The 26728-nt window shown below is 72.0% G+C and carries 26 protein-coding genes; 3 read left to right on the forward strand and 23 right to left on the reverse strand.

The features are described 5' to 3' along the window. Nucleotides 1–40: 40 nt before the first annotated feature. From ABT324_RS21070 to ABT324_RS21115, 10 genes are all read right to left on the reverse strand, one after another. Nucleotides 41–1021 carry an aldo/keto reductase gene (locus tag ABT324_RS21070; protein ID WP_351180046.1) on the reverse strand — a complete coding sequence of 327 codons (981 nt, stop codon included), beginning with the start codon at nt 1019–1021 and terminating at the stop codon, nt 41–43. Continuing rightward, nucleotides 1018–1278, reverse strand: a complete 261-nt coding sequence (locus ABT324_RS21075; protein ID WP_351180048.1) for an L-rhamnose mutarotase — start codon at nt 1276–1278, stop codon at nt 1018–1020. Before ABT324_RS21075 ends, ABT324_RS21070 begins: the two co-directional genes overlap by 4 nt. Before the next feature lie 13 nt (nt 1279–1291). Then, the gene (locus tag ABT324_RS21080; RefSeq protein ID WP_351180050.1) at nt 1292–2596 is read right to left on the reverse strand and encodes an enolase C-terminal domain-like protein; all 1305 of its coding nucleotides are present in this window, start codon (nt 2594–2596) and stop codon (nt 1292–1294) included. Between the two features lie 118 nt (nt 2597–2714). After that, nucleotides 2715–3587 (reverse strand): LysR family transcriptional regulator, encoded by an 873-nt coding sequence (locus ABT324_RS21085; RefSeq protein WP_351180052.1) that lies wholly within the window; start codon nt 3585–3587, stop codon nt 2715–2717. 1 nt (nt 3588) lies between these two features. Further along, nucleotides 3589–4776, reverse strand: coding sequence for a low temperature requirement protein A (locus tag ABT324_RS21090; RefSeq protein ID WP_351180054.1), 1188 nt, complete (start codon nt 4774–4776; stop codon nt 3589–3591). Between the two features lie 53 nt (nt 4777–4829). Further along, the gene (locus ABT324_RS21095; RefSeq protein ID WP_351180057.1) at nt 4830–5585 is read right to left on the reverse strand and encodes an SDR family oxidoreductase; all 756 of its coding nucleotides are present in this window, start codon (nt 5583–5585) and stop codon (nt 4830–4832) included. Between the two features lie 204 nt (nt 5586–5789). Beyond that, a complete protein-coding gene (locus ABT324_RS21100) occupies nt 5790–6971 on the reverse strand; it encodes a macrolide family glycosyltransferase (protein WP_351180060.1) in 1182 nt (393 codons plus the stop codon). 634 nt (nt 6972–7605) lie between these two features. After that, the gene (locus ABT324_RS21105) at nt 7606–8634 is read right to left on the reverse strand and encodes a tetratricopeptide repeat protein (protein ID WP_351180161.1); all 1029 of its coding nucleotides are present in this window, start codon (nt 8632–8634) and stop codon (nt 7606–7608) included. A 238-nt stretch (nt 8635–8872) separates the two neighbouring features. Continuing rightward, nucleotides 8873–9271: a thiol-disulfide oxidoreductase DCC family protein gene (locus tag ABT324_RS21110; protein WP_351180063.1), complete on the reverse strand. Its 399-nt coding sequence runs from the start codon at nt 9269–9271 to the stop codon at nt 8873–8875. Nucleotides 9272–9335: 64 nt separating this feature from the next. Next, a complete protein-coding gene (locus tag ABT324_RS21115; protein ID WP_351180066.1) occupies nt 9336–10739 on the reverse strand; it encodes an NAD(P)H-quinone dehydrogenase in 1404 nt (467 codons plus the stop codon). A gap of 277 nt (nt 10740–11016) precedes the next feature. Here ABT324_RS21115 and ABT324_RS21120 point away from each other — a divergent pair, with 277 nt between their 5' ends. Both ABT324_RS21120 and ABT324_RS21125 read left to right on the forward strand, forming a co-directional pair. Beyond that, nucleotides 11017–11487, forward strand: coding sequence for a gamma-glutamylcyclotransferase family protein (locus ABT324_RS21120; protein ID WP_351180069.1), 471 nt, complete (start codon nt 11017–11019; stop codon nt 11485–11487). Between the two features lie 112 nt (nt 11488–11599). Further along, entirely contained in the window at nt 11600–12388 is a 789-nt protein-coding gene (locus ABT324_RS21125; protein ID WP_351180072.1) for a DeoR/GlpR family DNA-binding transcription regulator, read from the forward strand. A gap of 27 nt (nt 12389–12415) precedes the next feature. Here the strand turns inward: ABT324_RS21125 and ABT324_RS21130 are convergent, their stop codons facing one another. Together ABT324_RS21130 and ABT324_RS21135 are read right to left on the reverse strand one after the other, a co-directional pair. Then, nucleotides 12416–13858 carry an FGGY-family carbohydrate kinase gene (locus tag ABT324_RS21130; protein WP_351180075.1) on the reverse strand — a complete coding sequence of 481 codons (1443 nt, stop codon included), beginning with the start codon at nt 13856–13858 and terminating at the stop codon, nt 12416–12418. Between the two features lie 31 nt (nt 13859–13889). Next, nucleotides 13890–14594 (reverse strand): HAD family hydrolase, encoded by a 705-nt coding sequence (locus tag ABT324_RS21135; RefSeq protein WP_351180078.1) that lies wholly within the window; start codon nt 14592–14594, stop codon nt 13890–13892. Between the two features lie 155 nt (nt 14595–14749). Here ABT324_RS21135 and ABT324_RS21140 point away from each other — a divergent pair, with 155 nt between their 5' ends. Next, nucleotides 14750–16225: an FGGY family carbohydrate kinase gene (locus tag ABT324_RS21140; RefSeq protein WP_351180081.1), complete on the forward strand. Its 1476-nt coding sequence runs from the start codon at nt 14750–14752 to the stop codon at nt 16223–16225. A 5-nt stretch (nt 16226–16230) separates the two neighbouring features. Here the strand turns inward: ABT324_RS21140 and ABT324_RS21145 are convergent, their stop codons facing one another. From ABT324_RS21145 to mbhE, 11 genes are all read right to left on the reverse strand, one after another. Continuing rightward, the gene (locus ABT324_RS21145) at nt 16231–16881 is read right to left on the reverse strand and encodes a hypothetical protein (protein ID WP_351180084.1); all 651 of its coding nucleotides are present in this window, start codon (nt 16879–16881) and stop codon (nt 16231–16233) included. An 81-nt stretch (nt 16882–16962) separates the two neighbouring features. Next, nucleotides 16963–18189 (reverse strand): amidohydrolase, encoded by a 1227-nt coding sequence (locus tag ABT324_RS21150; RefSeq protein ID WP_351180162.1) that lies wholly within the window; start codon nt 18187–18189, stop codon nt 16963–16965. A 220-nt stretch (nt 18190–18409) separates the two neighbouring features. After that, nucleotides 18410–19705, reverse strand: coding sequence for a M20 family metallopeptidase (locus ABT324_RS21155; RefSeq protein WP_351180087.1), 1296 nt, complete (start codon nt 19703–19705; stop codon nt 18410–18412). A 451-nt stretch (nt 19706–20156) separates the two neighbouring features. Continuing rightward, complete coding sequence (locus tag ABT324_RS21160) at nt 20157–20444, reverse strand: hypothetical protein (RefSeq protein ID WP_351180090.1); 288 nt, start codon at nt 20442–20444, stop codon at nt 20157–20159. A gap of 124 nt (nt 20445–20568) precedes the next feature. Further along, entirely contained in the window at nt 20569–20916 is a 348-nt protein-coding gene (mnhG, locus tag ABT324_RS21165) for a monovalent cation/H(+) antiporter subunit G (RefSeq protein WP_351180092.1), read from the reverse strand. Beyond that, the gene (locus tag ABT324_RS21170; RefSeq protein WP_351180095.1) at nt 20913–21179 is read right to left on the reverse strand and encodes an MrpF/PhaF family protein; all 267 of its coding nucleotides are present in this window, start codon (nt 21177–21179) and stop codon (nt 20913–20915) included. The genes mnhG and ABT324_RS21170 overlap by 4 nt, the downstream gene beginning before the upstream one ends. Nucleotides 21180–21181: 2 nt before the next feature. Next, nucleotides 21182–21730 (reverse strand): Na+/H+ antiporter subunit E, encoded by a 549-nt coding sequence (locus ABT324_RS21175; protein ID WP_351180098.1) that lies wholly within the window; start codon nt 21728–21730, stop codon nt 21182–21184. Beyond that, complete coding sequence (locus tag ABT324_RS21180) at nt 21727–23256, reverse strand: Na+/H+ antiporter subunit D (protein ID WP_351180101.1); 1530 nt, start codon at nt 23254–23256, stop codon at nt 21727–21729. The genes ABT324_RS21175 and ABT324_RS21180 overlap by 4 nt, the downstream gene beginning before the upstream one ends. Continuing rightward, nucleotides 23253–23669: a Na(+)/H(+) antiporter subunit C gene (locus ABT324_RS21185; RefSeq protein ID WP_351180104.1), complete on the reverse strand. Its 417-nt coding sequence runs from the start codon at nt 23667–23669 to the stop codon at nt 23253–23255. Before ABT324_RS21185 ends, ABT324_RS21180 begins: the two co-directional genes overlap by 4 nt. Then, a complete protein-coding gene (locus ABT324_RS21190; protein WP_351180107.1) occupies nt 23666–24211 on the reverse strand; it encodes an MnhB domain-containing protein in 546 nt (181 codons plus the stop codon). Before ABT324_RS21190 ends, ABT324_RS21185 begins: the two co-directional genes overlap by 4 nt. Beyond that, a complete protein-coding gene (gene mbhE, locus ABT324_RS21195; protein WP_351180110.1) occupies nt 24208–26562 on the reverse strand; it encodes a hydrogen gas-evolving membrane-bound hydrogenase subunit E in 2355 nt (784 codons plus the stop codon). The genes ABT324_RS21190 and mbhE overlap by 4 nt, the downstream gene beginning before the upstream one ends. Between the last annotated feature and the right edge of the window lie 166 nt (nt 26563–26728).

Consider the following 26728-nt stretch of genomic DNA (forward strand, 5'->3'; position numbering starts at 1 on the left):
CGGCAGGGCCAATGCTCCGGAGAACGACCAGTCCACTTCGTCAGGCGCCGGGACGGACGTCGGGCCGGAGCAGCCCGGCGGCGACCAGTTCCTCCCACACCGCGGACGGCACCGGCCGCTCGAACAGCGCCGCGTTGCGGCGGACCTCGGCCTCGGACCTGGCCCCGACGACGACGGAGGCGATGGCCGGGTGCGCTGCGGCGAAGGCCATCGCCACCTGCGGGAGGCTCGCGCCGTGCCGGTGGACCACCTCCGCGATCCGGGCGACCTTCGCGCGCAGCTGCGGCGAAGCGGGTGCGTAGTCGAACATGGCCCCGGGGTCGAGCTCGTCGGTGGCCAGGACGCCGCCGTTGAACACCCCCGCGGCCAGCACCGCCACGTTCTGCCGCAGGCACGTCGGGAGCATGGTGTCCGCAGCGGACTGCTCCAGGAGCGTGTAGCGGCCAGCGAGCATCACCGCGTCCACATCGGTCTCGGTCGCGAACCGCTCCAGCATCCGCCACTGGTTCATGCCCGCGCCGATCGCACCGACCACGCCCTGCGAGCGCAGCTCGTGCAGCGCCGGGTAGGCCTCGTCGACCGCCTGCCGCCAGTGGTCGTCCGGGTCGTGGATGAGCACCAGGTCCACGCGGTCCATGCCGAGCCGCCGCAGGCTGGCCTCCAGCGACCGCCGCACCCCGTCCGCGCTGAAGTCCCACACCCGCTCGTGGTCGGCGGGCACGTCGAACCCCGCGGCATCGCGCGTCCCCGCGCCCGCTGGGCGCGGCTCCAGCAACCTGCCGACCTTCGTGGACACCACCAGCTCCGACCGCGGCCGCCCGGCCAGGCCCGTGCCGAGGCGGCGCTCGGCCAGCCCCAGGCCGTAGTGCGGAGCGGTGTCGAAGTACCGGATCCCCGCTTCCCAGGCCGCATCCACCGCACCGAGGGCGGTGTCCTCGTCGACGGCGCGGTATAGGTTGCCGATCACCGCGCCGCCGAACCCCAGCGGGGAGACCACCACGTCCGAGGCACCGAGCTTCACGGCAGCTCCTGCGCCTGCCGAGGACCGGTTCTCGCTCCAGAGCGGTTTTCCCGCTCGGACGTCCACGCCTGCCCGGCCACGTTCGCCGACTGGTCGCGCAACGCCACCTCAGCCCCGTGGAACAGGTCCAAGCCGTCGCGGCAGATCCGCGAGCCGTGCAGGTCCGCTACCCGCACCACGTCCACTTCGGCCGGGATCACCGCGTGGATCTGCTCGTACTCAGCTTTCAGCCTGGCGTGCGGAGTGATTCGCTGCATGCCGGTACCTCCCTCACCCACCGGCCCACACCCGGCCACCGGGGTAGCTGTGGTCCCGCAACGCCTCCGGGCGCAGCTGCGCGGAGAAGCCGGGGCGCTGCGGGGCGGCGTAGCGAGCGCCCCGGAGCACCACCGGGTCCACGAAGTGCTCGTGCAGGTGGTCGACGTGCTCGATCAGCCGGTCCTCCACGGAACCGGACACCGCGACGAAGTCGAACATCGCCAGGTGCTGCACGAGCTCGCACAACCCCACCCCACCGGCGTGCGGGCACACCGGGACGCCGAACTTGGCTGCCAGCAGCAGGATCGCCAGGTTCTCGTTGACCCCGGCCACCCGCGTGGCGTCCAGCTGCAGCACGGACACCGCCCCCGCCTGCAGCAGCTGCTTGAACACCACGCGGTTGGCGACGTGCTCGCCGGTAGCCACCCGGACCGGGGCGACCGCCGCGGCGATGGCGGCGTGCCCCAGCACGTCGTCGGGGCTGGTCGGCTCCTCCACCCACCACGGGTCGAAGGGCGCGAGCTCGCGGATCCAGCTGATCGCGGTGGGCACGTCCCAGCGCTGGTTGGCGTCGACGGCGATCCGGACGTCCGGCCCGACCGCATCGCGGGCGATCCGCAACCGCCGCACGTCGTCGTCCAGGTCCGCGCCCACCTTCAGCTTGATCAGGTCGAAGTTCTGGCCCACCGCGGCGGTGCAGAGCCGGCGCAGCTTCCCGTCCGGGTAGCCCAGCCAGCCCGGGGACGTGGTGTACGCCGGGTACCCGTCGCGGAGGAGCTCCGCAGTGCGCTCCGCGCGGCCGGGTTGTGCCCGGCGCAGGAGATCCAGGGCTTCTCCCGGGGTGAGCGCGTCGCTGAGGTACCGGAAGTCGACCAGGTCGACGACCTGCTCCGGGGACAGCTCGGCGAGCAGCTGCCACAGCGGTTTCCCGGCCCGCTTCGCCTTCAGGTCCCACAGCGCGTTGACCACGGCCCCGATCGCCATGTGCACCACGCCCTTCTCCGGGCCCAGCCAGCGCAGTGGGGAGTCGTGCACGAGCTCCCGCCACACCGCGCCGAGGTCGTCGAGCACCGCCGCCACCGGCCGACCGACCACAGTGGACTCCAGCGCGCGGATCGCGGCGACCTGCACGTCGTTACCCCGACCGATGGTGAACGCGAACCCGTGACCGGTCAGCCCGTCGTCAGCGTCGGTCTCCACCACCACGTAGGCCGCCGAGTAGTCCGGGGCCGGGTTCATCGCGTCCGAGCCGTCCAGCTCCCGCGACGTGGGGAACCGGACGTCACAGGTCCGCAGTCCGGTGATCAGCGCAGCCATCGGGCCACCTCGCTTCCGCGCACGCCGACCACAGGTATAACCGGCGGTGCGCGGAAAAGCCAAGGTCGCCGATCCGCCCGCAATCCGGTTGACCTGCCGACCCCACGACCGACCGGGCTCAGGTGAAGCTGGCCAGGAAGGCTTGCCGGGCGTCGGAGGTGGTGTGCGTCGGCCACAGCGCCTGCAGCGGCACCTCGGTGGGCGGGGCGAGTTCGACGACCCGGACCTCCCCACCCGCGGCCCTGCCGGGCTCGGCGGTGACGAACGCGACGTCGTCGGTGCCGAGGACCGCGGTGACCGGTGGGGTGCCCTGGATGGGGTTGCGGCGGGTGCGCGGTTCGAAACCCGCCCGTCGGCAGTGCTCGAGGAGCAGGTCGGTGTAGCCGGACTGCCCGGGGCTGCCCCACACGACGATCTGCTCGTCGGCCAGTTCGGGCAGCTCGACCACGTCCCGGTCGGCGAGGCGGTGCGCCGCGGAGACCGCCAACCGCAGCCGCTGGTGGACGAGCGTCGCGCGGGTGAGGCCGTGCGCCGGGGCCATGGCGCGGCACAACCCGAGGTCGAGCTCCCCCGCCAGCAGCTGCTCCACCAGTTCACCGGGGTAGCGCTGGTTGACGTCGGTGGCGAGGTCCGGGTGGTCGGCGTGGGCTTGGCGGAGCAGCGCCGTGACCTCGTCGCCGGTGACAGCCGGGGTGTGCCCGATGCGCAGCACCTCCGCCTCACCCCGACCGATCCGCCTTGCGCGGTACAGCGCTGAGCGGGCCACGCCCTCCAGCACGCGGGCGTCGGCGATCAGCGCTTCACCAGCGGGGAGCACAGCCACCCCGGTGGTGGTCCGTTCGAGGAGGTCGACGCCGACTTCGCGTTCGAGCGTGCGGATCGAGGTCGAAAGCGCCTGCTGCGACAGGTGCAGGCGCACTGCGGCCCGCGTGAAGCTGCCCTCCTCCGCCACCGCCACCAGGTGTCCCAGCTTGTGCAGGTCCAGGCCCACGTCACCTCCTCTTCCCCGCGCGGTCCGATCCGGCACCGAGGACGTTGACGACCAACGTCGCGGCAGCCGCGACGGCCATGCCCACCACGGCACCGCCCAACCCGAGCAGCGGTGTGCTGAACGGCATGGCGAGCACCAGGATCACACCGATCACGACGAACGCGAAGTTCCGCACCGCACCAGTGCGTGCGAGCCGGTGCAGTGCACCCAGCGCGATCTGCACCGCGGCGACCGGCACCGCGACGGCGAACGCAGCGGCCTGTTCACTCACGTGCGAGTGGTGCCCCGCGGTGTCCACCGCGACTTCGATCCCCGACCCGAGCGCGGCGATCGCGGCGAACACCAAGACGTGGCCGTACCCCCAGGTCAAGGCGACCCGCAAGGTGGCCAGGTGCGGCTCCGCACCGGTGAAGTAGATCCACCACACCACGAACACCAGTGCCAGGCCCCCGGCGGCGATCAGGACCAGCGTCGTCGACACCCCGTACTCGGTCAGCGCTGACTGCACGGCCACGAGCGAACCGAGGACGACCTCGCCGAGCACGATGATGGTGAACAGGCCGTACCGCTCGGCGATGTGCTCCGCGTGCCAGGTGGTCCGCCGGCGGGACTCGGCCCAGACCGGTACCGCCAGCTCAGCGATCACCAGCGCCACGAAGGTGCCCCAGGCCCACGCCCCCGGTGCCCACAACCGGGCGATCCATCCCACCTGGACCACCGCGATCCCGGCGGCGTAGCGGCACGCGGTGCCCCGGCCCTCCGGGTGCTCGACGGCGGCCCGCAACCACTGGCAGACCAACCCGATCCGCATCAGCACGTAGCCGAGGACCACGACGCTGAAGTCGTAGTGCTCGAACGCGGCGGGCACCCCGGCCGCCAGCACCAGCACCCCGGCCATCTGCAGCAGCGTGAGCAGTCGGTAGAGCACGTCGTCGGTGTCGTAGGCCGAGGCGAACCAGGTGAAGTTCATCCACGCCCACCAGATCGCGAAGAACACCGCCGCGAACCCGACGAGCCCGCCGCCGAGGTGGCCCTCGTCCAACGTGTGGTGCAGCTGCGCGGCGGCCTGCCCCACCGCCACCACGAAGCACAGGTCGAAGAACAGCTCCAGCGGTGTCGAGGCGCGGTGCGGCTCGTTCGGGTCGCGCCCCCGCATCGCCCGCCACCGCACCCCGGCCAGGTTCACCACTGCTCCTCCTGCCGCACTGGTGCCCGCTCCGCCCGACGGCCTGCCACCGGCGATCACCTGGTGGTGTAGCCGCCGTTCGGGAACACCGTCTGCCCGGTGAACCACCAGCCCTCGGTGGCCAGGAAGCGGATCACCGGGGCGATGTCCTCGATGTGGGTGAGCTGGTTGCCCATCGCCTGCGACCGGTGGAACTCCACCCGCTCCAGCGTCTCCTGCGGGTAGAAGAACGGCGTGTCCATCGGTCCCGGGGCCACCACGTTCACCGAAATGCGGCGGTCCGCGAACTCCTTGGCCGCGGCGCGGGTGAAGTGCTCCAGCGGTGCCTTGCCCCCGGCGTAGGTGGAGTAGCCGTCGGTGAACGCCGCCAGCAGCGAGGTGCCCAGGCTGATGATCTTGCCCTCGTCGTTGAGCCGACGACCCGCCTCCTGGAGGAAGAAGTAAGCCGCCTTCGCGTTGATCGCGAACATGCGGTCGAACTCCTCCTCGGTGGTGTCCAGGATCGGTTTGCGCAGCACCATCCCGGTGGTGTTCACCGCGACGTCGACCCCGCCGAAGGTGTCCACCGCGGTGTCGAACAACCGCCGCACCTCGCTGACCTGCGTCAGGTCGCCCTGCACCGAGATGGCCTCGGAACCGGCCTCCCGCACCGCGTTGACCGTCTTCTCCGCCTCGGCGGCGGTTGAGCTGCTGTTGTAGTGCACCACGACCTTCGCGCCCTCGTCCGCGAACGTCGTGGACAGCAGACCACCCAGGTTCTTGCCCCCACCGCCGATGACCGCGACCTTGCCGCGCAAGCTCCGCTCCGCCACTGCTCTCCCCGTTCTCCCGGCATCACTGCTGGTCAGACGACCTGGATGAGGTCGCGCCCCGACGGTAGGCGGCAGCCGCGCGCGGCGGGAACCAGAACATCCGGGTGCGGCCACAACCGCCGTGGATATGCCCAGGTGGGAGCGGTAGAACCGGGCTGCGCGGACCACCCGCCGGAGTGACCCGGCGGGTGGCGCGCGAGACGGCTACAGCATGGATTCGACGATCTCGACGGCCCGCGCCAGCCCGCCGGCCTCCTCGATCTCCCGCCGCATGTCCGCCACCCGGGTCCGGATCCCCTCATCCGAGGTGACCTCCGCCAGGGCGGCGCGCAGCTGCTCCGGGGTGGCGGTCGCACCGTCCAGCTGCACGCCCAGGCCGAGCTCCTCGATCCGGGCCGCGTTCATGAACTGGTCGACGGCCTGCGGCACGGCGATCAGCGGGACGCCGTGGTGCAGGCCCTCCATCGTGCCGCCCATCCCGGCGTGCGTGATGAACGCGCTGGCCCGGGACAGCGCCCGCAGCTGCGGGATCCACCGGTGCACCTCGAAGTTCGCCGGGATCTCCCCCAGCACGGCCGGATCAACCGCCTTCCCCACGGACATCACCACGTGCCAGTCGAGGTCGGCGAACGCCCGCAGGCACGTCCGGTAGAAGTCCAGGCGGTCGTTGTAGGCCGAACCCAGCGAGATCACCAGCACCGGCCGGTCGTCCGGCGGCTGCCAGTCCCCCTGGGACGCCCGCTCGGTCAGCATCGGGCCGACGAACGCGTAGACGTCCGACGCCTTGTCCCCGAAGTACTGGAAGCTCCGCGGGATGGTCACGACGCAGCGGCGCGGGTGCATGAGGACCTCGTGGGTCAGGGCCACGCCCTGCTCCGCGAAGTACTCGTCGTAGGCCCGCTCCACCGCCACCTTCTCCGGGGTCGGCGTCATGTCCAGGACCGACTCCAGCCCCTCGGCGTAGACGTGCGTCGGGCACAGCTGCAGCGCTGGCACTCCCCACTTCTCGGCGAGGACGAGGAAGTCGGGGAGGTCGTAGACCACGAGGTCGGGCTGGTCCGCCGCGTACGCCGCCTCCAGCTGCGGCACGACGGACTTGGTCTCCTCGAGGAACATCAAGCGCGCCTCGACCTCCTCGTCCGGCCACTCCTGCCGGGTCGCGGTCGGCGACCCCGGCAGCAGCGAGGTGTAGCGGACCGGGGTCGCCCCGGCTTCGGCCACCTGGTCGGCGAACGCCTCGGTCACCCCGTAGCTGACGCGGTGCCCCCGGCTCACCAGCTCGGTGATCAGGCCGAGGGTCGGGTTGACGTGGCCGTGCGCCGGGATGGTGAGGAAGGTGATGTGCGCGGGCCGGGTGCGGTGCGCGTTCTGCGCAGCCTTGGTCATCTGCTTCTGCTCCTGACGAATGCGCCCTCGCCACGACGAGGGCTGCTCAACGATGTCGGTGGGCGCGCCCGGGCAGCCGAGTCCGCGCACCCCGAACACCGCGGCAGGAGGCCTGCTCGCAGCGTGCGATCGGGGTTCGGAGGTGCGGGATCAGCGGGCGAGGTGCGGTGCACCGCCACGCCGGATCGGTGTGGGCGCGCGAAGACACGCGGCCGGGCAGGCGGATCGAAGCCGCCGCGAGGCCGTGAGTGGGAGCGAGATCAGAGGTAGAGCTGCTTCTGCACCATGCGGTCAGGTTAACGCAGCCCGCACCACGATGTCGCACCCTTTTCCGCGCGCTTGGCGGCACCCCGTCCGCCCGCGTCGAGAACGACTCCAATCCGGTACTGCTCGACGGGGCGCGGCCGCTGCTCGACAGCACCGGCCCGGACGTGCCCCGCGCCCGCCTGCCCAGTCGACCAGGGACCGCCGAGGGCGACGGGCTCTGCTGCGGCGCCCGGGCCTGCCCGTTCACACCGACGGGAGCATCACAATGCAGTTGTCAAGGAGCAGATGTCCGTCCACAGGCGACACTGGAATTAGGCGGTACTGGACCGAGTTCGCGCCAGAACCGCTGCGGCATCGGCAAGCTCGACTAAGCAACCAGTTCCAGGAGTTCGTCGAGCGCGTCCTGCACCATCTTCCGGGTGTGCCGGTGCTCCCGGGCGTCCAACGTGTCCCGGAGGGCGAGCAGGTCGCGCTCGGTGGCTGGTCGTGGTCGCCCCAGCTTGTCGCGACTCTTGAGCAGGCCCAGCTGGGCCAGCGCCGCACCGCGCGGTTCGTTCATGGCGCGGAACATCTTCTGCGCCTCCTGGTAGGTGCGCGCCGCCTCGCCGTACCAGCACGCGCGGAACAGGACGTTGCCGCGCATCTTCCGGTTGTAGGCCAGGGCGCTGGACAGGTCCATCCGGCGGCAGATCTGCTCGGCCTTGGTCAGCAGCTGCAGCGCTTCGTCGTGCTCCCCGCGCAGCGACAGCACGTCGGCCAGGCCGCGCAGCGCCCAGGCGAGCCCCCGCTCGTCCCCGCCGTCCTCGGCGATCTGCGCGGCCTCGGCGAAGCGCTCCCACGCCGCGGTCAGGTCACCGGCGTTGCGGTCGAGCTGGGCCAGCCCTTCGAGCGCCCACACGGTGTGCCGGGTCTCGCCCCGCCTGCGTGCCTCGGCGAGCAGCTTCTCGTGCAGGTCGCGGGCTTCCTCGTAGTCGCCCCGGATGCGCAGCGTCTCGGCGATCCCGGCGACCGAGTAGCCCAAGGCCACCACGTCGCCCGCCCGCACCGCCGCGTCGCGGGCGAGGCCGAGCCAGCGCAGCGCACCGGTCATCTGCCCCCGCTGCCGGGCCAGGGTGCCGCCGTTCCACAGCGCCCACGCCATCGCGCCCGGCTCGCCAGCGTCCCGGGCGGCCCGGTAGCTCGCGCGCCACGCCACGTCCGCCTCGGCGATCCGCCCCAACCGGCGGCACGCCTCGGACTCCACCAACCTCGCCTGGGCGAGCGCCAGAGCATCGCCTTCCTCCGCCGCGCGAGCCACTTCCGCGCGCGCCTTGGCCAGCGCCTCCTCGTAGTTCGTGTTCACCGACAGGTTCCGGAGCCGCCCCTGGAACTCCGGCGCGAACGCCTTGCCGTACATCTCGGCCACCTCAGCTCTTCCACACCGCGTTGGTGCCAAGACGCACCAATCTCGCTTGGGGGGCCGGTTCGCCCCGCCGATCCCCTGGAGCGGGGCGAACCGGCCCGTTCAACCCCCGACGACATCCAAGTTATGGCGCGGCAGAGGGGCGGCGGATCAGCCGATGTGTCAGGTGAGGTCAACCGATCGGCCAGGAAGCCACCCGGCATCCTCGTACTTTCGGCCGAGATCACCGGGCTCAGGAACGATCTCCGCGGCCGGGACGTTGTTCTTCCGGCAACCTGCACGCCGGTGTGCCGCCGGGCAGCCGGTAGCGGTTCTCGGCAACCCACCGGTAGACCAGCTCGGCCAGCCCTCGCACCACCGGGGCGGCCAGCACCGCACCGGCCACCGACCACGGCAGTCGGCAGCCCTTGAGCAGCTCGGCGACCGCGGCCGCGCCGCCGAACACCCGCCCGGACGGCGCGACCCACAGCACCTCGTGCCGGGCCCGGTCGGCCGTCGTCCGGTAGGCGGCGAGGTCGGCCTCCTGCCAGGCCAGCACGCGCACCCGCACCGGCAGCCGCTCGGCCAGCCGCGCGCTGCGCGTGCAGAACCCGCAGTCGCCGTCGTAGATCAGCACCGGGAGCTCAGTCATGGCCACTCCTGCCCAGCGGGTACCCGGCCAGACTCCTGCGCACCGCAGGCGCGGGAGGACCGGGTCAGTCCAGGTCGTCGTGCCGCATCAGCAGCCGACCGGCCTCGGTGAGCGAACCCGACAGCGACGGGTAGACCGAGAACGTGTTGGCCAGGTTGTCCACCGTGACCTGGTTCTGCACCGCGAGCGCGATCGGCAGGATCAGCTCGCTGGCGTTGGGCGCCACCACGACGCCGCCCACCACCACACCGGTCTGCGGGCGGCAGAAGACCTTGAGGAAACCGCGGCGCAGCCCCTCCATCTTCGCGCGCGGGTTGGTGGCCAGCGGCATCATCACGGTCCGCGCCGGCACCTCGCCGCTGTCGATCGCCTGCTGGCTGATGCCGACGGTGGCGATCTCCGGGTGGGTGAAGACGTTCGCGGCGACCGTCTTGAGCTTGATCGGGGTGACCCCCTCGCCGAGCGCGTGCCACATCGCGATCCGGCCCTGCATGCCCGCCACCGAGGCCAGCAGCAGCAGACCGGTGCAGTCGCCAGCCGCGTAGACGCCCGGCACGCAGGTCCGCGACACCCGGTCGACCGGGATGTAGCCGCCCCGGTCGGTCTCGACGCCGATCCGCTCCAGCCCGATGTCGCTGGTGTTGGGCACCGAGCCGACGGTCATCAGCGCGTGGCTGGCCTCCACCTGCCGCCCGTCGGCCAGGTGGATCAGCACCCCGGAGCCAGTGCGCTCCACCTTCTCGGCGCGCGCGTGCTTGACGACCTCGGTGCCGCGCTCGGCGAACACCTCCTCCAGCACCGCGGCCGCGTCGGCGTCCTCGTGCGGCAGCACCCGGTCACGGCTGGAGATCATGGTGACCTTGACGCCCATCTCGGTGTAGGCGGAGGCGAACTCCACACCGGTGACACCGGAGCCGATCACGGCCAGGTGCTCGGGCAGTTCGGGCAGGTCGTAGAGCTGCCGCCAGTTGAGGATGCGCTCCCCGTCCGGCTCGGCGCCCTTGAGCACCCGCGGCGTGGCCCCGGTGGCGATCAGCACGACGTCGGCGGACAGCTCCTGGTAGCCGCCATCGGCGAGGTCGACGCCGACCTGGTGCACCGCCATGCCCTTCGCTGGGTTGGTGAAGCGCGCCCGCCCGGGCAGGATCTTCACGCCTTCGCGGCGGACCCGGGAGCGGATGTCAGCGGACTGCGCGAGCGCGAGGCCCTTGACCCGGCCGTGCACGACGGCCACGTCGACGTCGGAGTCCTCGGTCTTCGCGCGGATGCCGAGCTCGCGGGCATCGCGGTAGGCGGAGCGCGCCCCCGCGGAGGCGATGAAGGTCTTCGACGGCACGCAGTCGTAGAGCACGCAAGCCCCACCGAGGCCCTCCGGCTCGACCAGCGTGACGTCCGCCCCGTTCGACGCGGCTACCAGCGCCGCCTCGTAACCGGCCGGGCCGCCTCCCATGATCACGATGCGGGTCACTTCGCGTTCCTCCCCGATGCCTGCCGTGTGGGCGCCAGACTCACCGTACGCTGCGCGTAGTCCGGTCGATTCGGGTGGTGTCGCCCGAAATGACCACCGTGGTGCACCCCACAGCACCGCCGCGACCGAGGGTCACCAGCTCGGGGTCGGCGGCTGCGCTCCGCGATTCCCCGGGGTGCCCGAAACCGGTCGAGATGACCGAAGCCGCTCGTGTATACCCACTTTTGTGACGCGGTCTGGTCCGCCACCCGGGCTCTCGATCGCTACCCTGTTGGGCGTGCCTCTGTACGCCGCGTACGGGTCCAACATGGATCCGGCCCAGATGTTGAAGCGAGCGCCGCATTCGCCGATGGCGGGTACGGGCTGGCTGGTGGACTGGCGGTTGACCTTCGGCGGGGAGGACTACGGCTGGGAAGGCGCCCTCGCCACCATCGTCGAATGCCCGGGTTCCCAGGTCTTCACGGTGCTCTACGACGTCAGCCCGGAGGACGAGCGGCAGCTCGACAACTGGGAGGGCGCCGAGCTGGGCATGCACAAGAAGCTCCGGCTGCGGGTGCAGACGCTGGACGGGCCGGTGCTGGCCTGGCTGTACGTGCTCGACGCCTACGAGGGCGGGCTGCCGTCAGCGCGCTACCTCGGCGTGATGGCTGACGCCGCGGAGGCCGCCGGAGCCCCCGAGGACTACGTCGAGAAGCTGCGGAAGCGGCCCTGCCGCAACGTCGGTCCCGGTTCCCCGCGTGACATCTGATCCGAACATCACGCCGCACGTGTGACAATCACTGGTGATTGCACACGTGGTCGCTCGCCGTCGCGTGCCGGGTGGGAGCTGCGGCGACGAGCTCTGAGGTGAGGGGTTTCGGGTGGCCGAGGCAGGCGGCACGCCGGTCAGCCAGCAGGACCGGCGCGAGGAGATCCGCCAGGAGGTGCTGGCCAGCGGGTTCGTGCGCATCGAGGAGCTGGCCACCAAGCACGGCGTCAGCGGCATGACGATCCACCGCGACCTGGACGTGCTGGAGCAGCAGGGCTGGCTGCGCAAGGTCCGGGGCGGGGCGACCTCGACGCCGACCGCGCTGCTGGAGACTTCGGTGCGGGCCCGGATCGCCGACGCCGCCGAGGAGAAGGCCTGCATCGCCGAGCACGCCGCGCGGCTGGTCTCCCCCGGCCAGGTCGTGGCCCTGGACGACAGCACCAGCGCGCTGGCGGTCGCCGAGCGGCTGCCGGCGCTGGCCCCGCTGACCGTCGTGACGAACTTCCTGTCGGTGATCAACCTGCTCAGCGGCGAGCCGGGGCTGCACCTGATCGGCCTGGGCGGCGACTACCAGCCGTCCTACGACGCCTTCCTCGGGCTGCACACCGCCACCACGGCCCGCACCCTTCGGTCGGACGTGCTGTTCATGTCCACCACCGCCGTCGTCGGCGGGCACTGCCTGCACCGCTCGCAGGAGACGGTCCAGGTCAAGCGGGCGCTGATGGAGACTGCGGGCAAGCGGGTACTGCTGCTGGACCACTCCAAGTTCGACCGGCGCGCGGTGCACGAGCTGGCCCCGCTGACCGAGTTCGACCTGGTCGTGGTCGATGCCGGTACCCCGGCCGCGCGGCTCGACGAGCTCCGGTCGGCGGGGGTGGCGCTGGAGGTCGCCGAGCGCTGACCTCCGCCGACCGATGGCCCTCGCGGTTCAGGCTGCGGCGAGCCAGCCGCGGTCCCGGAGCTCGCCGAGGAAGCGCTGGTAGCTGCTGTCGAGCGGGGGCACCTCGGAGGGCACCGGCTCGACCAGTTCGCCCTCGGGCACCATCGCGATCGCTGCGGCGCTCAGGTCCGGGTGGGTCGATCCGCTTGCCGCCAGCAGCGCCGCCCCGAGCGCGGTGCCCGCACCTTGGACGCGCAGGACCGGTCGGTCCAGGATCGACGCCCTGATCTGGCACCAGGCGAGGCTGCGGGCACCGCCGCCCGCGGTGCGCACCGGGCCGGTGGCCGGGGCGCCGAGGTCCGCCAGGCGTTCCAGCGCGAGCCGCTCGCAGAAGGCGACGCCTTCGAGGCGGGAGCGGTACTCGTCCACCCGGTCCTGCGGGGTGCCGAGGAGGAACTGCGCGGCCCGCTCGGCCAGGAACGGGAACCGCTCGCCCTCCCCGCGCAACGGGTAGTTGACCACGCTCGCCGGGCCACGCCCGGTGGCCGCCTCGTCCAGCGCCGCGAGTTCCGAGGAGTCCACATCGGACAACGCGGAGCCGCCGATGTTGGCCGCACCGCCGGGCAGCCACAGGCCGTCCGGGTGCAGGTGGCTGTACACCGCCCCGGCCGGGTCGTGCACGAGCTCCGCCGAGACGCCCTTGAGCACCAGCGTCGTGCCCAGCACGGTCACGAACTGGCCGATGTCGACGGCCCCGCACGCCAGCTGGCCCGCGCACCCGTCGGTCATCCCGGCCCGCACCTCGCAGCCCTGCGGCAGGCCGGTCTCCGCCGCAGCCGCGGCGCCGACCGCACCGAGCACCGCCGTTGGCCGCACGACCTCCGGGAGCAGCCGGGACGGCACCTCGAGCGCGTCGAAGACCTCCGTCGCCCACTCCCCCGCAACCGCGTCGTAGCCGCTCTTCAGCGCGTGGCTGGTGTCGGTGGCGACCGGCAGCCCGACCAGCTTCCGCGCGATGACGTCCGGGGTGTGGCAGACCTGCGCGGTCCCCTCCGGAAGGTGCCGCGCCAACCAGGCAATCCGGGCCAGGCCCGAACCCGCCGACGGGGTGATGCCGGTGCGCTCCCAGCGCAGCGCTCCCACCTCGACCGCGGTCCTGGCCTCGGCCTCGGCACGCCGGTCGTCGTACATCAGGGCCGCACCGAGCGGGTCTCCGTTGCCGTCGACCGGGACCACCGTGCCCGAGGTCGCCGAGATCGCCAACGAGGTGATCTCGGCACTGCGCGACCCGAGCGCGGCTGCGCACTCGGCCAGGCAGTCGCGGACCGCGGGCCACCACGCGCTCGCATCCTGCTCGGACCGGCCGCCGGACGAGCGAACCGGCTGCGGCAGCGGCCGAGAGGCCGCAGCCACCACCGCACCGACCGGGTCGTGGACCTGCACCCGCACGTTCGCGGTCGCGATGTCGACCCCTGCGACGAGCTCTCCCATCAGCACCCCTCCCCGGAGCGTGGACCGCTGGTCATCCGGCGGCCTGCAGCTTCTCCAACGCCTCCGGCAGTTCCGCCATCGAGAACACCGCGACGTCCGGCTCGGCGAGCTGCTCGGGCGTCGGGTTCGGCGGGGCCTCGCCGCGCACCACCCACACCGCGCGCAGACCGACCCGGTGGGCGCCGCGCACGTCGGTGTCCAACCGGTTGCCGACGTGCACCGCGTTGCGCGGGTCGACGCCGGCTTCCCGCAGCGCGTGCTGGAAGATCCGCGGGTCCGGCTTCTCCGCGCCGACGACCTCCGAGATCGCCCAGACGTCCACGAACTCGGCCACGCCGTCGCGGCGCAGGGCGTCCACCACGACCGCGCGCTGGTTCGCCACGACCGCGATCTTGTAGCGCCCGGCGAGCTGGCGCAGCGCGGGCAGGACGTCGTCGTGCAGCGCCGACGGCGGGTACTCCCAGTACTGCTCGGCGCGGTCGGACAGCTGCTGGCGCGCACCCGCGGTCAGGAACCGCTCGGCGATCGCGGTGCGCAGTGAGCCGCCCTGGGCCTGCCGCCGCTCGTCGTAGACCTGCTGGAACTCCGCTTCGTCGACCTCGCGCCCGGCCTCGGCGGCGAGTTCGCGCGTGGCGCGCAGCAGCGCGTCGCGGTAGGCGCGGTCGTCGTAGACCGGGCCGCCGACGTCGAGCAGCACGAGGTCGATCCGGGCATCGGTGGTGGGTTGAGGCGGCACGTCGCGTCCTTCCGGTGGTGGTCCACTACCGGGACCGTGGTGTCACATCCCAGCGCCAACATAACACCCATCTTGAAATTTTTAACACTCGATGCTGTGATGTTCTCGGGTCGCGCACCGGCCGACCCGGTAGGCGGGATCTGGAGGGAACGCCCGTGATCACCATCGGCATCGACGCCGGCACCTCGGTGGTGAAGAGCGTCGCCTACGCAGCGGACGGGACCGAGCTGGCGGTCGCCCGGCGGCCGACCCGGGTCGAGCATCCCCGACCCGGCTGGGCCGAGCAGGACATGCAGGAGGTCTGGAGCGCGGTCGCGGACACCGTTGCCGAGCTCACCGCCGCAGCGGGGTCCGACGTCGCTGCCCTGGCGCTCACCGCGCAGGGCGACGGGTGCTGGCTGGTCGACGACGCCGGTGGCCCCACCGGTCCCGCACTGCTCTGGAACGACGCCCGCGCATCCGAGATCGCCGCCGGTTGGGCCGAGTCCGGGGTCCTCGCCGAGCTGTTCAAGATCAACGGATCGGTCGGCTTCGGCGGCCTCCCGCACGCGCAGCTGCGCTGGCTCGCCGAGCACGACCCGGCCCGGATCGACCGGTCCGCGACCGTGCTGACCTGCGGCGGTTGGCTGTTCCACTGCCTGACCGGACGCCTCGCCTGGGACGTCTCCGAGGCCTCGAACCCCTTCCTCGACGCGCGCACCGGCCAGTACTCGCCCACCGTGCTCGCCGAGCTCGGGCTGGACTGGGCGCGGCCGCTGCTGCCCGAGGTGGTGGACGGCCAGCAGCGGATTGCTCCGCTGCGCGACTTCGCTGCCGAACGCCTCGGCGTCCCGCCCGGGACGCCGGTGGTGCTCGGGGCCTACGACGTGATCTCCACAGCCATCGGCGCCGGGGTCACCGAACCGGGCCAGGCGTGCACCATCCTCGGCACCACGATCTGCACCGAGGTGCTCAGCGACAGCCCGCGGCTTGAACGCACGCCCGTCGGCATGTCGCTGCGCACGCCGGATCCGGGCCGGTGGATGCTCGCCAGCGCCACCCTGTCCGGTACCGAGGTCGTGGAGTGGGCCTGCCGGATGCTCGGCTTGCCGAACCCGGAGGACCTCACCGACCTCGCAGAACAGGCCGAGCCGGGCAGCGGGGGCCTGCTGGTGCTGCCCTACCTCTCGCTGGCCGGGGAGCGCGCGCCGTTCTACGACCCGGCCGCGCGCGGCAGCCTGCACGGCCTGAGCCTGGAGCACGGTCCGGCCGAGATCGCGCGGGCCTGCCTGGAGGGGCTGGCCATGGCGATCCGCGACTGCCTGCGGGCCAGCACCGCGCAGCCCACCGAGCTCCGGCTGACCGGCGGGGGTTCGGCGAACCGACTGTGGCGGCAGGTGATCGCCGACGTGACCGGCCTGCCGGTCGTGCGCACGACCGATGAGCAGGCCGGTGCCCGCGGTGCGACCGTGACCGCGCAGTCCCTGCTGACCGGCCGGAGCACCACCGAGGTGGCCCGCGAGCTGGTCGGCACGTCGGAACCGCTGCGCCCCATCGAGGCCAATCGCGCCACCTACGACGACGCCTACGCGCGGTTCACCGCCGCCCGCGAAGCGGCCCAGGCCGCGAACTGGTTCCGACCCTCGCGCTGAAGTCCTCACCGCGCACCCCCGACCAGCTCCGGGCGCGGCTTCGCCCAGGCGAGCCCGAGCAGCGCGCTCGCCCGCCGGGTGCCGCGGCGGTCCCGGCGGCGGGCGATCCGCTCGCCGACCAGCGCCCGGAAGCGCTCGGCCTGCTCGCCGAGCCGACCGAGCGCCTGCTCCAGGCAGTCCAGGGCTTGCCGCTGGTCGCCGGTGCACAGCAGCTCGGTGATCGCGAAGTCGAGGGCTTGGGTGCGCAGGCCGTCCAGCTCCACGACGTCGCACTCCCGGACCCACGCCTGGTGGACGGCGAGGTCCGGCTGCGAGCGCAGCTCGCGGTCGTAGGGGATGGTCACGTCCACGACCTCGTCGACCGGGCCGCAGCCGTGCATCGCCACCGCAGTCGGACCGGACAGCACCGAGTGCGGCCCGGCGCGCAGCAGGGCGGCCGCCGCGCGGGTCCTCGGGTCGTGCGCGCGGGCCGCCGGGACCACGACGCCGTGCCAGGGCCGCACCCACTCGCCGTCGGCCAAGCCCGCCGCGAGCCCGGCCGGGCCGAGCAGCCGTTCGGCGTCAAGCCAGGTCATCGCGCCGTGCCGGGCCGAGGGCGGCCACTCGACCACTGGCGCCGGGGTTCGATCTTCGGGGCAGGTGATGTTCGTCCTCATGCCCTTATAGAGGAGCGAACCCCGCTCCCAGATACAGCTGGAGGTGGATGCACCTCGATCAGGTGCAATCCCCTGCCGACGTCAGTGCTCCAGTGCACGCAAGGCCGTGTGGACCATTGCTCGGACCCCCACCAGCAGGGCCCGCTCGTCCAGCGCGAACGTCGGCTGGTGCAGGTCCTTGACCCGGCCGACCCCGGAGTGGACGCCCAGCCGCGCGAAGGAGCCCGGCACGTGCTCCAGGTACCAGCCGAAGTCCTCGCCACCCGACGACTGCGGGGTGCTGGCCAGGGCCGCCGCCCCGAGCCCCGCCTCGATGCCCTGGCGGAACAGCTCGGTGCTCTCGTCGTCGTTGACCACCGGCGGCACGCCGCGGCGGTGCTGGAGGTCGAACCCGACCCCGAGCGGCGCGAGCAGGCTGTGCACCAGCTCGTGCACCAGCGGTTCCAGCTTGGCCCAGGTGTCGCGGTCACCGGTGCGCAGCGTGCCGGTGAGCACCCCGTCCTGCGGGATGGCGTTCGGCGCCTCCCCCGCGCGCACCGCGCCCCAGGTCAAAACCGTGCCGGTGCGCGGGTCGACGCGGCGGGACAGCAACGTCGGCAGGCCGGTGATGACGGTGCCCAGCGCGTGCACCAGGTCCGCGGTCAGGTGCGGCCGCGAGGTGTGCCCGCCGGGCGAGGTCAGCCGGAGTTCGAGCAGGTCAGCGGCTGAGGTGATGGCACCGACCCGGGTGCCGACCTGCCCCACCGGCAGCCGCGGGTCGCAGTGCAGGCCGAAGATCCGGTCCACCCCGTCGAGGCCCCCGGCGGCCAGCACGTCCAGCGCGCCGCCGGGCATCACCTCCTCGGCGGGCTGGAAGACCAACCGCACCCGGCCGGGCAGCTCCGGCGCGGCGGCCAGGGCCAGCGCGGCGCCCAGCGCGACCGTGGTGTGCGCGTCGTGGCCGCAGGCGTGCGCAACTCCGTCCACAGTGGAGGAGTAGGGCAGGCCGGTGGCCTCGGTCAGCGGCAGCGCGTCGATGTCCGCGCGCAGCGCCACGGTGCGGGCCCCGGGGCGCTCCTCACCGATGTCGCAGATCAGGCCGGTGCCGACCGGCAGCACCTCCGGCTTCAGCCCAGCACGGGTGAGCCGGTCCGCGAGGAAGGCCGTGGTCTCGTGCTCGGCGCGGGAGAGCTCGGGATAGGCGTGGATGTGCCGCCGCCAGGCCACCACCCGCTGGGCGTTCTCGTCCAGCCAGGAGTCCAGCCAGGACGGCCCGCGACCGGCGCCCAGATCCGCCACGGCCCCGACACTGGTGTCCACCCCGGACATGGTCCTGCCGATCGGCGCGGACGGCCCGTCCACGCCCGGTGCGAGCAGGGTGCCCGGCCCGGCGGTGCGCTCCGCCGACCAGTCCACGTCCTCCACCGCCGAACCGCTGTTCGAGGGCCGCCCCGGGTCCGAGCCACGGGAATCCACCACGGTCACGCCATTCCTCCACTGTCTTGCGGGGTGTCCGCACCCAGTTCGGGGCACGGGCGGGAGCCAGCGCTCACGCCACGCCCTCGTCCTGCTGGGCACCCGCACCCGGTCCGCGGTGCGCGCCGCTTCCCGGTGTGCAGAACTGTTCCGACGAACTCCGCTCGGACCGCTCGCGCACGCCCGCCAGCAGGCGGTCCCGTTGCGCGACGTCCGCCGCTGCGGCCACCGCGGTCCAGGCCATCGCCACCGCTCCGTCGAGCACCGCCCGGTCGGCGGTCGGGGTCGCGCAGGCCGCGGCGAACTCCGCCTGGTGGTTGACCGCGTCGCCGCAGTCGATCGCGATCATCGGGTGGATCGCGGGCAGGTTCTGGGTCAGGTTGCCCATGTCGGTGCTGCCGATGACCCGGCCCTGCTCAGCACCCCGGTCGAGCGGGTTCCGCCCGAGCTCGGTGATCGCGCGGCGGTACGCCTCCGACAGCCAGCCGTCGGGGTCCAACTCCGCGTAGGCCGGGGAGACCTGCACGACCTCGTGCGTGCACCCGGTCGCTGTCGCGCCCGCCTCGAAGCAGGCCCGGATGCGGTTCTCCAGGCGCTGCAGGGAGCGCGCTTCGGCAGCGCGCAAGTTGTAGACCGCCGCGGTGCGCGCGGGAACGATGTTCGGCGCCGCGCCACCTGCGGTGACGATACCGTGCACCATCTGCTGCGGCTCGAGGTGCTGGCGCAGCAGGCCGATGGCGACCTGCGCGACGGTCAGCGCGTCGGCCGCGTTCCGGCCCAACTGCGGGGCGGAGGCGGCGTGCGCCGCGCGGCCGGTGTAGCGGACCTCCAGGTCGGTGATGGCCAGCGAGGTCGGGCGGCAGACCTCCTCCGGGCCCGGGTGCACCATCATCGCCATCGCCACGTCGTCGAACACGCCGCGCTCCAGCATCAGCACCTTGCCGCCGCCGGTCTCCTCCGCCGGGGTGCCGACCAGCCGGACCGTCATGCCGAGCTCGTCGGCGACCTCGGCGAGCGCCAGGGCGGCACCGACCGCGGCCGCGGCGATGATGTTGTGCCCGCAGGCGTGCCCGACCTCCGGCAGCGCGTCGTACTCGGCGCAGACCGCCACCACCAGGTCACCGCTGCCGAACTCGGCGACCAGCGCGGTGTCCAGCCCGGCCACCGGGGTGCGGACCGCGAAGCCGTGGCGGTCGAGCAGGTCAGCGACCGCGGCCGCGCTGCGGTGCTCCTCGAAGGCGAGTTCCGCTTCGGCGTGGATGCGGTGGGAGAACTCGACCAGCTCGTGCTCGTGGCGCAGCACCGTGGTGCGGCAGCGCGCGGCGGCGGGGTGGCCGGGGGTGCGGTGCGGAGCGGGCGGAGTACTCATTTGCCGCCCATCCTGCATCATGGGGATCACCCGCGCGGTGCCGATGGCGAACGTCTAGCCCACTGGTACTCCCGCTGCGACGAACGGGTGGTCTCGATTCAGCTCGGCTGAAACCCCGGGGGTTCGCACGGACTCGAAAGCCACCCCCGTGCCTGGGTGGAACAGTTCTCAACGCGCATTGATTTCACATTCAACCAACGGCGGAGACGGGTCCGGACAAGGGTGTGGGCCGGCACCGGTCGGGGGGCTTCCCGGTGCCGGCCCACGTCCGTGGGGGGCGTTCGCCCCGATCTACGCACGTCAGGGACGGGTGTCACCTCGTGTGGCTTGCGCCTACGCACGTAGTCTGTTGTGAAAATCCCACAGGTTCGCCGTCAGGTCTAGTCCATGGCGAGAATTGACAGCGAAATCATTTCACAAAGAACAGACCGGTCACCCGGTTTTCCCAGACCTACGACTTCTTCCACTTGACGAACAGCACCGGCTTCTTGCGGAGGCGGCGCGACAGCAGCACCAGGCCGATCAGCACCAAGCCCGCGATGCCGATCCCCATCCGCTGGCGCGCGTCGGCGCCCGCGTCCGCGGGAGGCTGCTCGGCCGGCGGGGCGGGCGGTGGCTCCTGCGCCAGCACGACGGTCGGCGGGGGCGCGGGGGCCTCCTCGGCCGAGGCCGCCGCCGGGGCCCAGAACAGGGACAACACGATCGCCAGGCCAGCGAGCGCGCGGCCGGTCCGCCCCATGATGGCTCCACATCCTTCTGCGCAGCGTCGGACAGCCGACACTTTCGTGGTCACCCGTACAGGACCATTTGATCACAGGCCGCGCGGACTGTGACCAGTCGCGTTCGAGATGTGCCGGATCGGATCAGCGCACCCGGCGCTCCCGCTCGATCCGATCGCCGAGCTCGTCCACCACCAGGGTGTCCCGGCGGATGCTGTCCGCGCGGTAGGCCGCCCGGCCCACCAGCTGCGCCATCACCGGCGAGGTCAACATCTGGAACAGCCCCACCAGCACCAGGCCGGAGGCGTAGACGAAGTCCAGCTGCACCGCGGTGCCGATCAGGATCAGGACCAGCCCCAGGGTCTGCGGCTTGGTGGCGGCCTGCAGGCGGGCCAGCACGTCCGGGAAGCTCAGCAGGCCGATGGCGCCGAGCAGGCAGGACAGCGCGCCGCCGATGAGGCACACCGCGGAGAAGACGTCCAGCAGGCTCATCGGTACGGCTCCTTCTTCTCCACCAACCGGGCAGCGCTGATCGACCCGATGAAGGCCAGCAGCGCGAAGGCGGCCAGCAGCGCGATGTTCGAGCCGTCCTGCAGCCAGCCCATGCTCACGCAGGTCGCGGCGATGATCATGGTCACGAACACGTCGACCGCGGCGATCCGGTCCAGCGTGGTGCTGCCCAGGATCAACCGCACCAGTACCAGCAGCCCGGCCACGCACAGCAGGCCGAAGGTCACCAGGAAGACCCAGGTCATGGTCACCCCTCCTCTCCGCTGATCAGCGCGAGGTCGGTGTCCGAACCGACCGCGCGCACGATCCGGCGCTCCAGCGCGAGCACCTCCTGCCGCACCGACTCGGCGTCCTCAGCGCGCATCCCGAGCGCGTAGACGTAGCAGATCCGGTTCACCCGGTCGATCTGCAGCACGAACTTGCCCGGCGCCAGCGACACCCCGTTGGCCAGCATCGCGGTGATGTGGTCGGAGTCGGTGCGCAGCGTCACGGCCACGATCCCGGCGGGCGTGCCCGGCCCCTGGGTGACCGCCTGCCAGGACACCCGCAGGGTCGAGATCACCAGGTCCCAGGCCAGGTACCCGAACAGCTGCAGCACCCGCAGCGGGCGCACCGCGAAGTTCGTGCGGATGGTCGGGTTCGGGAACAGCGTCGCCACGAACACCGCCACCACCAGGCCGAAGAACAGCGTGCCCAGGTCGAAGGTGCCCCACAGCATCACCCACACCAAAGTCAGCCAGGCCACGATCGGCAGCCGCCGCACGAACTTGCCCCGGCGGGCGATCCGCTCGGTCATCCGGCACCTCCCAGCACCGCGGTCCGGTACGTCTCGCCGTGCATCAGATCCGTCGCGGCCCGCCCGCTGACCTCCGCCAGCGGACCCGCCACCAGCGCGATCACCACGCTGGTCGCCACCAGCACCCCGCTGGCCACCACCATCGAGCGGTTCGAGGTGCCGGTGCCGACCACCAGTTCATCGGTCGGGTCCGGGTCCTGCTCCGGGGCCTTGACCTGGCCCCAGAACGCCCGCGTCCACACCCGCGCCATCGCGTACAGGGTGAGCAGGCTGGTCAGCACCAGCCCGCCGGTCACCACGTAGGCCGTCCAGGTCCCGGCACCGGCACCGGCCTGCAGCAGCGCCAGCTTGGCGACGAACCCGGAGAACGGCGGCACCCCGGCCAGGGCCAGCGCGGGCAGCGCGAACAGCACCGCGATCAGCGGCGCGGCCTTGGCCAGCCCACCCATCCGGGTCAGCGCCACCGTGCCGGTGTGCCGCGTGATCAGACCGCTGACCAGGAACAACGCGGCCTGCACGGTGATGTGGTGCACCACGTAGAGGATCACGCCGGTCAGCCCGACCACGTCGTAGACGCCGAGCCCGAACAGCATGTAGCCGATGTGGCTGACCAGCAGGAAGGACAGCAACCGGTTCAGGTCGTTCTGGGCCAGCGCGCCGAGCGCGCCGACGACCATGGTGATCAGCGCGATGCCCAGCATCAGGTTCCAGCTCTCGGAGTGGCTGAACACCAGCGTCTGGGTGCGGATCAGCGCGTAGATGCCGACCTTGGTGAGCAGTCCGGCGAACACCGCGGTGACCGGCGCGGGCGCGGTCGGGTAGCTGTCCGGCAGCCAGAAGTGCAGCGGCACCATGGCCGCCTTCACCCCGAAGACGATCACCACCAGCAGCGACAGCGCGATCTGCAGGCCGTCGGGCAGCTGGTGCACCTTCTCGCCCAGGTCGGCCAGGTTCACCGTGCCGGTCGAGGCGTAGACCAGCGCGATCATCGTGATGAACAGCAGCGAGGACGCCAGGCTGACGATCACGTAGGTCATCCCCGCGCGCACCCGGGTGGCGGTGGTGCGCCGGGTGATCAGCACGTACGAGGAGCTGAGCATGATCTCGAAGGCGACGAACAGGTTGAACAGGTCGCCGGTGAGGTAGGCCAGCGAGACGCCCGCGCACAGCATCAGGTACATCGGGTGGAACGTGGTGCTGGAGCGCTCCCGGCCGTAGTCGGTGATGCGCTGGCCGATCGAGTAGATCAGCACCGCGAAGGTCACCACCGAGGAGACCAGCAGCAGCAGCGCCGAGAGCCGGTCGGCGACCAGCGTGATGCCGAACGGCGCGGGCCAGGCACCCATCTGCAGCACGACCGGCCCGGAGCGGTCGGCGACGTGGAGCAGCACCGCCGCGTCGGCGATGATCCCGCCGAGCACCAGCAGCCCGAGCGCGCGCTGGATGTCGGCGAAGCGCCCCAGCGCCAGCGACAGCCCGGCCGCCAGCAGGGGCAGCAGGACGGGCAGGGCCACGAGGACTGTCACTGGGTGGCCTCCTTCTCCAGCTCCTCCGAGCTGTCCTCCTCGGATTCGGCCAGCCGCCGCTCCAACCGCTGGATGCGCCGGTCCTCCAGGTCGTCGCGGACCTCGTCGTGGCCGAGCAGCGTCCACGAGCGGTAGGCCAGCGCCAGCAGGAACGTGGTCAGCGCGAAGGTGATCACGATCGCGGTCAGCGCCATCGCCTGCGGCAGCGGGTCGGCCATCTGCGCCGGGTCGGTGGTGCCGATCATCGCGGCCAGGGCGGGCGGCCCGCCCGCGGTCTGCAGCAGCAGGTTCGAGCCGTGCCCGAGGATCACGATGCCCAGCAGGATGCGCATCAGCGAGCGCTGCATCAGCAGGTAGAAGCCGACCGAGTACAGGACCGCGAGCACCACGGCCATGGTCAGGTTGATGGTCATGGCTGCCCCCGCTCCGCCGCGTCGGCGTCGGCCTCGATGCCCGAGCCCAGGGTGCGCAGCAGGTCCAGAACAACCCCGACGATCAGCAGGTACACCCCGCTGTCCAGCAGCAAGCTGGTGACGACCTTGATCTGGCCGAGCAGCGGCACGGTGAACTTGTAGATCGCCGTCTCCAGCAGCTCGCCGCCGAACAGCACCGGCAGGAACGCGGAGGTGGTGGCGATGGTCAGGCCGAGCCCGATCAGCACCGGCGGCCGCATCGGGATGATCGAGCTGTCGTCCATCCGGCCACCGGCCAGGTAGCGCAGCACGAACGCCTGCCCGGCGACCAGGCCGCCGCTGAACCCGCCACCGGCCCGGTCGTGCCCGGCGAACAGCAGGTAGATGGACAACACCAGCACGGTCGGGAAGATGGTGCGGGCGGCGAGCTCGAGCAGCACGGTGCGCTGCCTGCCGTCCCGGCAGAACCCGGACAGCAACCAGCGTTCGGTCGGTGCGTCCCAGGTCGTCCAGGACGGGCGCTTCATCGGCGTGGTCGTCATTCGCGCACCTCCTCCTGCTGCTTGGTCGGGGTCTTGACGGGTACCGGCACCCGTGTGCTGCGCTTCCGCCGCTCGTGGCGGGAGGCGAGGATCAGGCTGGCGACGCCGGTGGCGGCGATGGCGAGCACCGCGATCTCACCGACGGTGTCGAAGGCGCGGAAGTCGACGATGATCGCGTTGACCACGTTGGTCGCGCCCGCGCCCTGCTCGGCGTTGGCGATGAACGCCTGGCTGGCCTCCGGCGGGCTCTGCCGCGCCCCGCTGAAGATGACCGCGGCCACCGCGATGAAGGTCCCGGCGGCACCGGCGATGACCGCTTTCGGCACCTGCCAGGTCTTCGAGGTGTCGGACTGGGTGAAGCGCACCGGCAGCCGCCGCAGCACGAACACGAACGCCACCAGCGTCAGCGTCTCCACCAGGAACTGGGCCAGCGCCAGGTCGGGGCCGCCGTCGACGATGAACAGGCCACCGATGCCGTAGCCGACGACGCCGACCAGCAGCACCGCGGTGAGCCTGCGCCGCGCGCGCAGCACCGCGACCGCCGCGACGACCAGCACGATGGCCAGCGGGACCTGCAGGAAGTTGTCGTAGGCGCGCAGCCCGTCCGGGATGCTGGCCCGCAGCACCAGCGCGGAACCGGGGATCGCCAGCATCGTCAGCAGGATGATGCCCAGGTAGGTCGGCAGCGAACCGACCTGCAGGCGACCGGTGACGCCGACCGCCACCCGCTCCAGCAGCGCCATGATCCGCTCGTAGCCGCGCTGGGCGTCCAGCGGTCGGGGCAACCGGTTGCGCACCGCGGTCAGCTGGACCCGGCCGAGGTGCAGCGCGACACCACCGGCGACGGCGATCGCGGACAGCAGCAGGGGCAGGCTGAAGCCGTGCCAGAGCGCCAGGTGGTACGGCTCGGCGACCGGGGTGAAGAACACGGCGTAGGCGTTCGCCAGCTTGTCGGTGATCCGGTAGCGGACACCGAGCACGATGCCTGCCAGCGCGGGCAGCGCGGTGGGGATCAGCGACTCCCAGGAGGGCGTCTTCGCCTTGGTGTCCGGCAGCGACGGCTTGTCCGCGAAGGCACCCCACAGCATCCGCAGGCTGTAGGCGACGGTCAGCATCGAGCCGAGGACCAGCACCGCGTCCACCAGCAGGTCGGGTCGACCGCCGGTGAGAAAGGCGCTGAAGGCGGCTTCCTTGCCGACGAAGCCGAGCATCGGCGGCAGCCCGGCCATCGAGGCCACGCCGAGGGTGGCGATCACCGCCAGCACCGGCATCCGGCGGCCCAGCCCGGACAGCTTGCGGATGTCCCGGGTGCCCGTCTGGTGGTCGATGATGCCGACGACCAGGAACAACGTCGCCTTGAACATGCCGTGCGCGAGCAGCATGGTGGCCCCGGCCACCGCGCCGGTGTGGGTACCAGCGCCGAACAGCACCATCAGGAAGCCGAGCTGGCTGACCGTTCCGTAGGCCAGCAGCTTCTTCAGGTCGTACTCGTGCAGCGCGCGCCAGCCGCCGACCAGCATCGTCACCAGGCCGAACACGATGGCCAGCAGCGTCCACTGCGGGACGCCGGTGAACACCGGCGCGAGCCGGGCCACCAGGAACACACCGGCCTTGACCATCGACGCGGCGTGCAGGTAGGCGCTGATCGGGGTCGGTGCGACCATCGCCGCGGGAAGCCAGTTGTGGAACGGGACCTGCGCGGACTTGGTGAACGCGCCCACCAGGATCAGCACCGCGGCGACGGTCACCGCGGCGCCGCCCGGCGGCTTCTCCACCAGCTCCGAGATCCGGTAGGTGCCCGCGGACTCGCCCAGCACCACGAAGCCCAGCAGCATCACCAGCCCGCCCAGGCTGGTGATCATCAGCGCCTGCAGCGCCGACCGGCGCGACTCGCGGCTGAGCCCGGCCTGCCCGACCAGCAGGAACGAGCAGATGGTGGTCAGCTCCCAGAAGACGTAGACGGTGATCAGGTCGTCGGAGAAGACCAACCCGAGCATCGCCCCGGCGAAGGCCAGCAGCAGCGGTGCGGAGCGGCGGGCGTCCCCACCGCCGCGGGAGAAGTAGGAGTCGGCGTAGACCAGCACCACGGCGCCGAGACCGGCGACCAGGATGGTCATCAGCAGCGCCAGCGCGTCCAGCCGGAACGCGAACTCCAGGCCTATCAGCGGTGCCCACTCGACGGTCTCGCTGATCGCCTCCCCGGCCAGCACCGGTCCTGCCTGCGCGAGCACCCAGAGCAGTGCCGCGGCCGGGGGGACGGCTGCGGTCAGGAAAGCTGCTCGGGTGCTGCGGCGGGCGAGGAACGGCAGTGCCAGGGCCACCAGCAGGTGCACGACGACGAACGCGAGCAAGGGCACCTCCTCGACGCCGGTTGGTCGTGGTCAGCTCGGCCCGCCGACACCCGACCACCGGGATGGTTCGCCACCGTCATCGCGGGCGCACCTCGGCTGGGGTATGTTGCTCACCAGCGCGCCACGCTGCGAATATCGGCGATGAGAAGGCTCGGGCCACCGATGT

Source organism: Saccharopolyspora sp. NPDC000359 (assembly GCF_040300525.1).
Lineage (GTDB): Bacteria > Actinomycetota > Actinomycetes > Mycobacteriales > Pseudonocardiaceae > Saccharopolyspora.

Bases quoted from the DNA above. Each gene is read 5' to 3' on its own strand.
- ABT324_RS21075 (WP_351180048.1), bottom strand. From the start codon at position 1,278: ATGCAGCGAATCACTCCGCACGCCAGGCTGAAAGCTGAGTACGAGCAG.
- ABT324_RS21080 (WP_351180050.1), bottom strand. From the start codon at position 2,596: ATGGCTGCGCTGATCACCGGACTGCGGACCTGTGACGTCCGGTTCCCC.
- ABT324_RS21100 (WP_351180060.1), bottom strand. From the start codon at position 6,971: ATGACCAAGGCTGCGCAGAACGCGCACCGCACCCGGCCCGCGCACATC.
- ABT324_RS21105 (WP_351180161.1), bottom strand. From the start codon at position 8,634: ATGTACGGCAAGGCGTTCGCGCCGGAGTTCCAGGGGCGGCTCCGGAAC.
- ABT324_RS21110 (WP_351180063.1), bottom strand. From the start codon at position 9,271: ATGACTGAGCTCCCGGTGCTGATCTACGACGGCGACTGCGGGTTCTGC.
- ABT324_RS21130 (WP_351180075.1), bottom strand. From the start codon at position 13,858: ATGGGAGAGCTCGTCGCAGGGGTCGACATCGCGACCGCGAACGTGCGG.
- ABT324_RS21145 (WP_351180084.1), bottom strand. From the start codon at position 16,881: ATGAGGACGAACATCACCTGCCCCGAAGATCGAACCCCGGCGCCAGTG.
- ABT324_RS21150 (WP_351180162.1), bottom strand. From the start codon at position 18,189: ATGTCCGGGGTGGACACCAGTGTCGGGGCCGTGGCGGATCTGGGCGCC.
- ABT324_RS21155 (WP_351180087.1), bottom strand. From the start codon at position 19,705: ATGAGTACTCCGCCCGCTCCGCACCGCACCCCCGGCCACCCCGCCGCC.
- ABT324_RS21160 (WP_351180090.1), bottom strand. From the start codon at position 20,444: ATGGGGCGGACCGGCCGCGCGCTCGCTGGCCTGGCGATCGTGTTGTCC.
- mnhG (WP_351180092.1), bottom strand. From the start codon at position 20,916: ATGAGCCTGCTGGACGTCTTCTCCGCGGTGTGCCTCATCGGCGGCGCG.
- ABT324_RS21170 (WP_351180095.1), bottom strand. From the start codon at position 21,179: ATGACCTGGGTCTTCCTGGTGACCTTCGGCCTGCTGTGCGTGGCCGGG.
- ABT324_RS21175 (WP_351180098.1), bottom strand. From the start codon at position 21,730: ATGACCGAGCGGATCGCCCGCCGGGGCAAGTTCGTGCGGCGGCTGCCG.
- ABT324_RS21185 (WP_351180104.1), bottom strand. From the start codon at position 23,669: ATGACCATCAACCTGACCATGGCCGTGGTGCTCGCGGTCCTGTACTCG.
- ABT324_RS21190 (WP_351180107.1), bottom strand. From the start codon at position 24,211: ATGACGACCACGCCGATGAAGCGCCCGTCCTGGACGACCTGGGACGCA.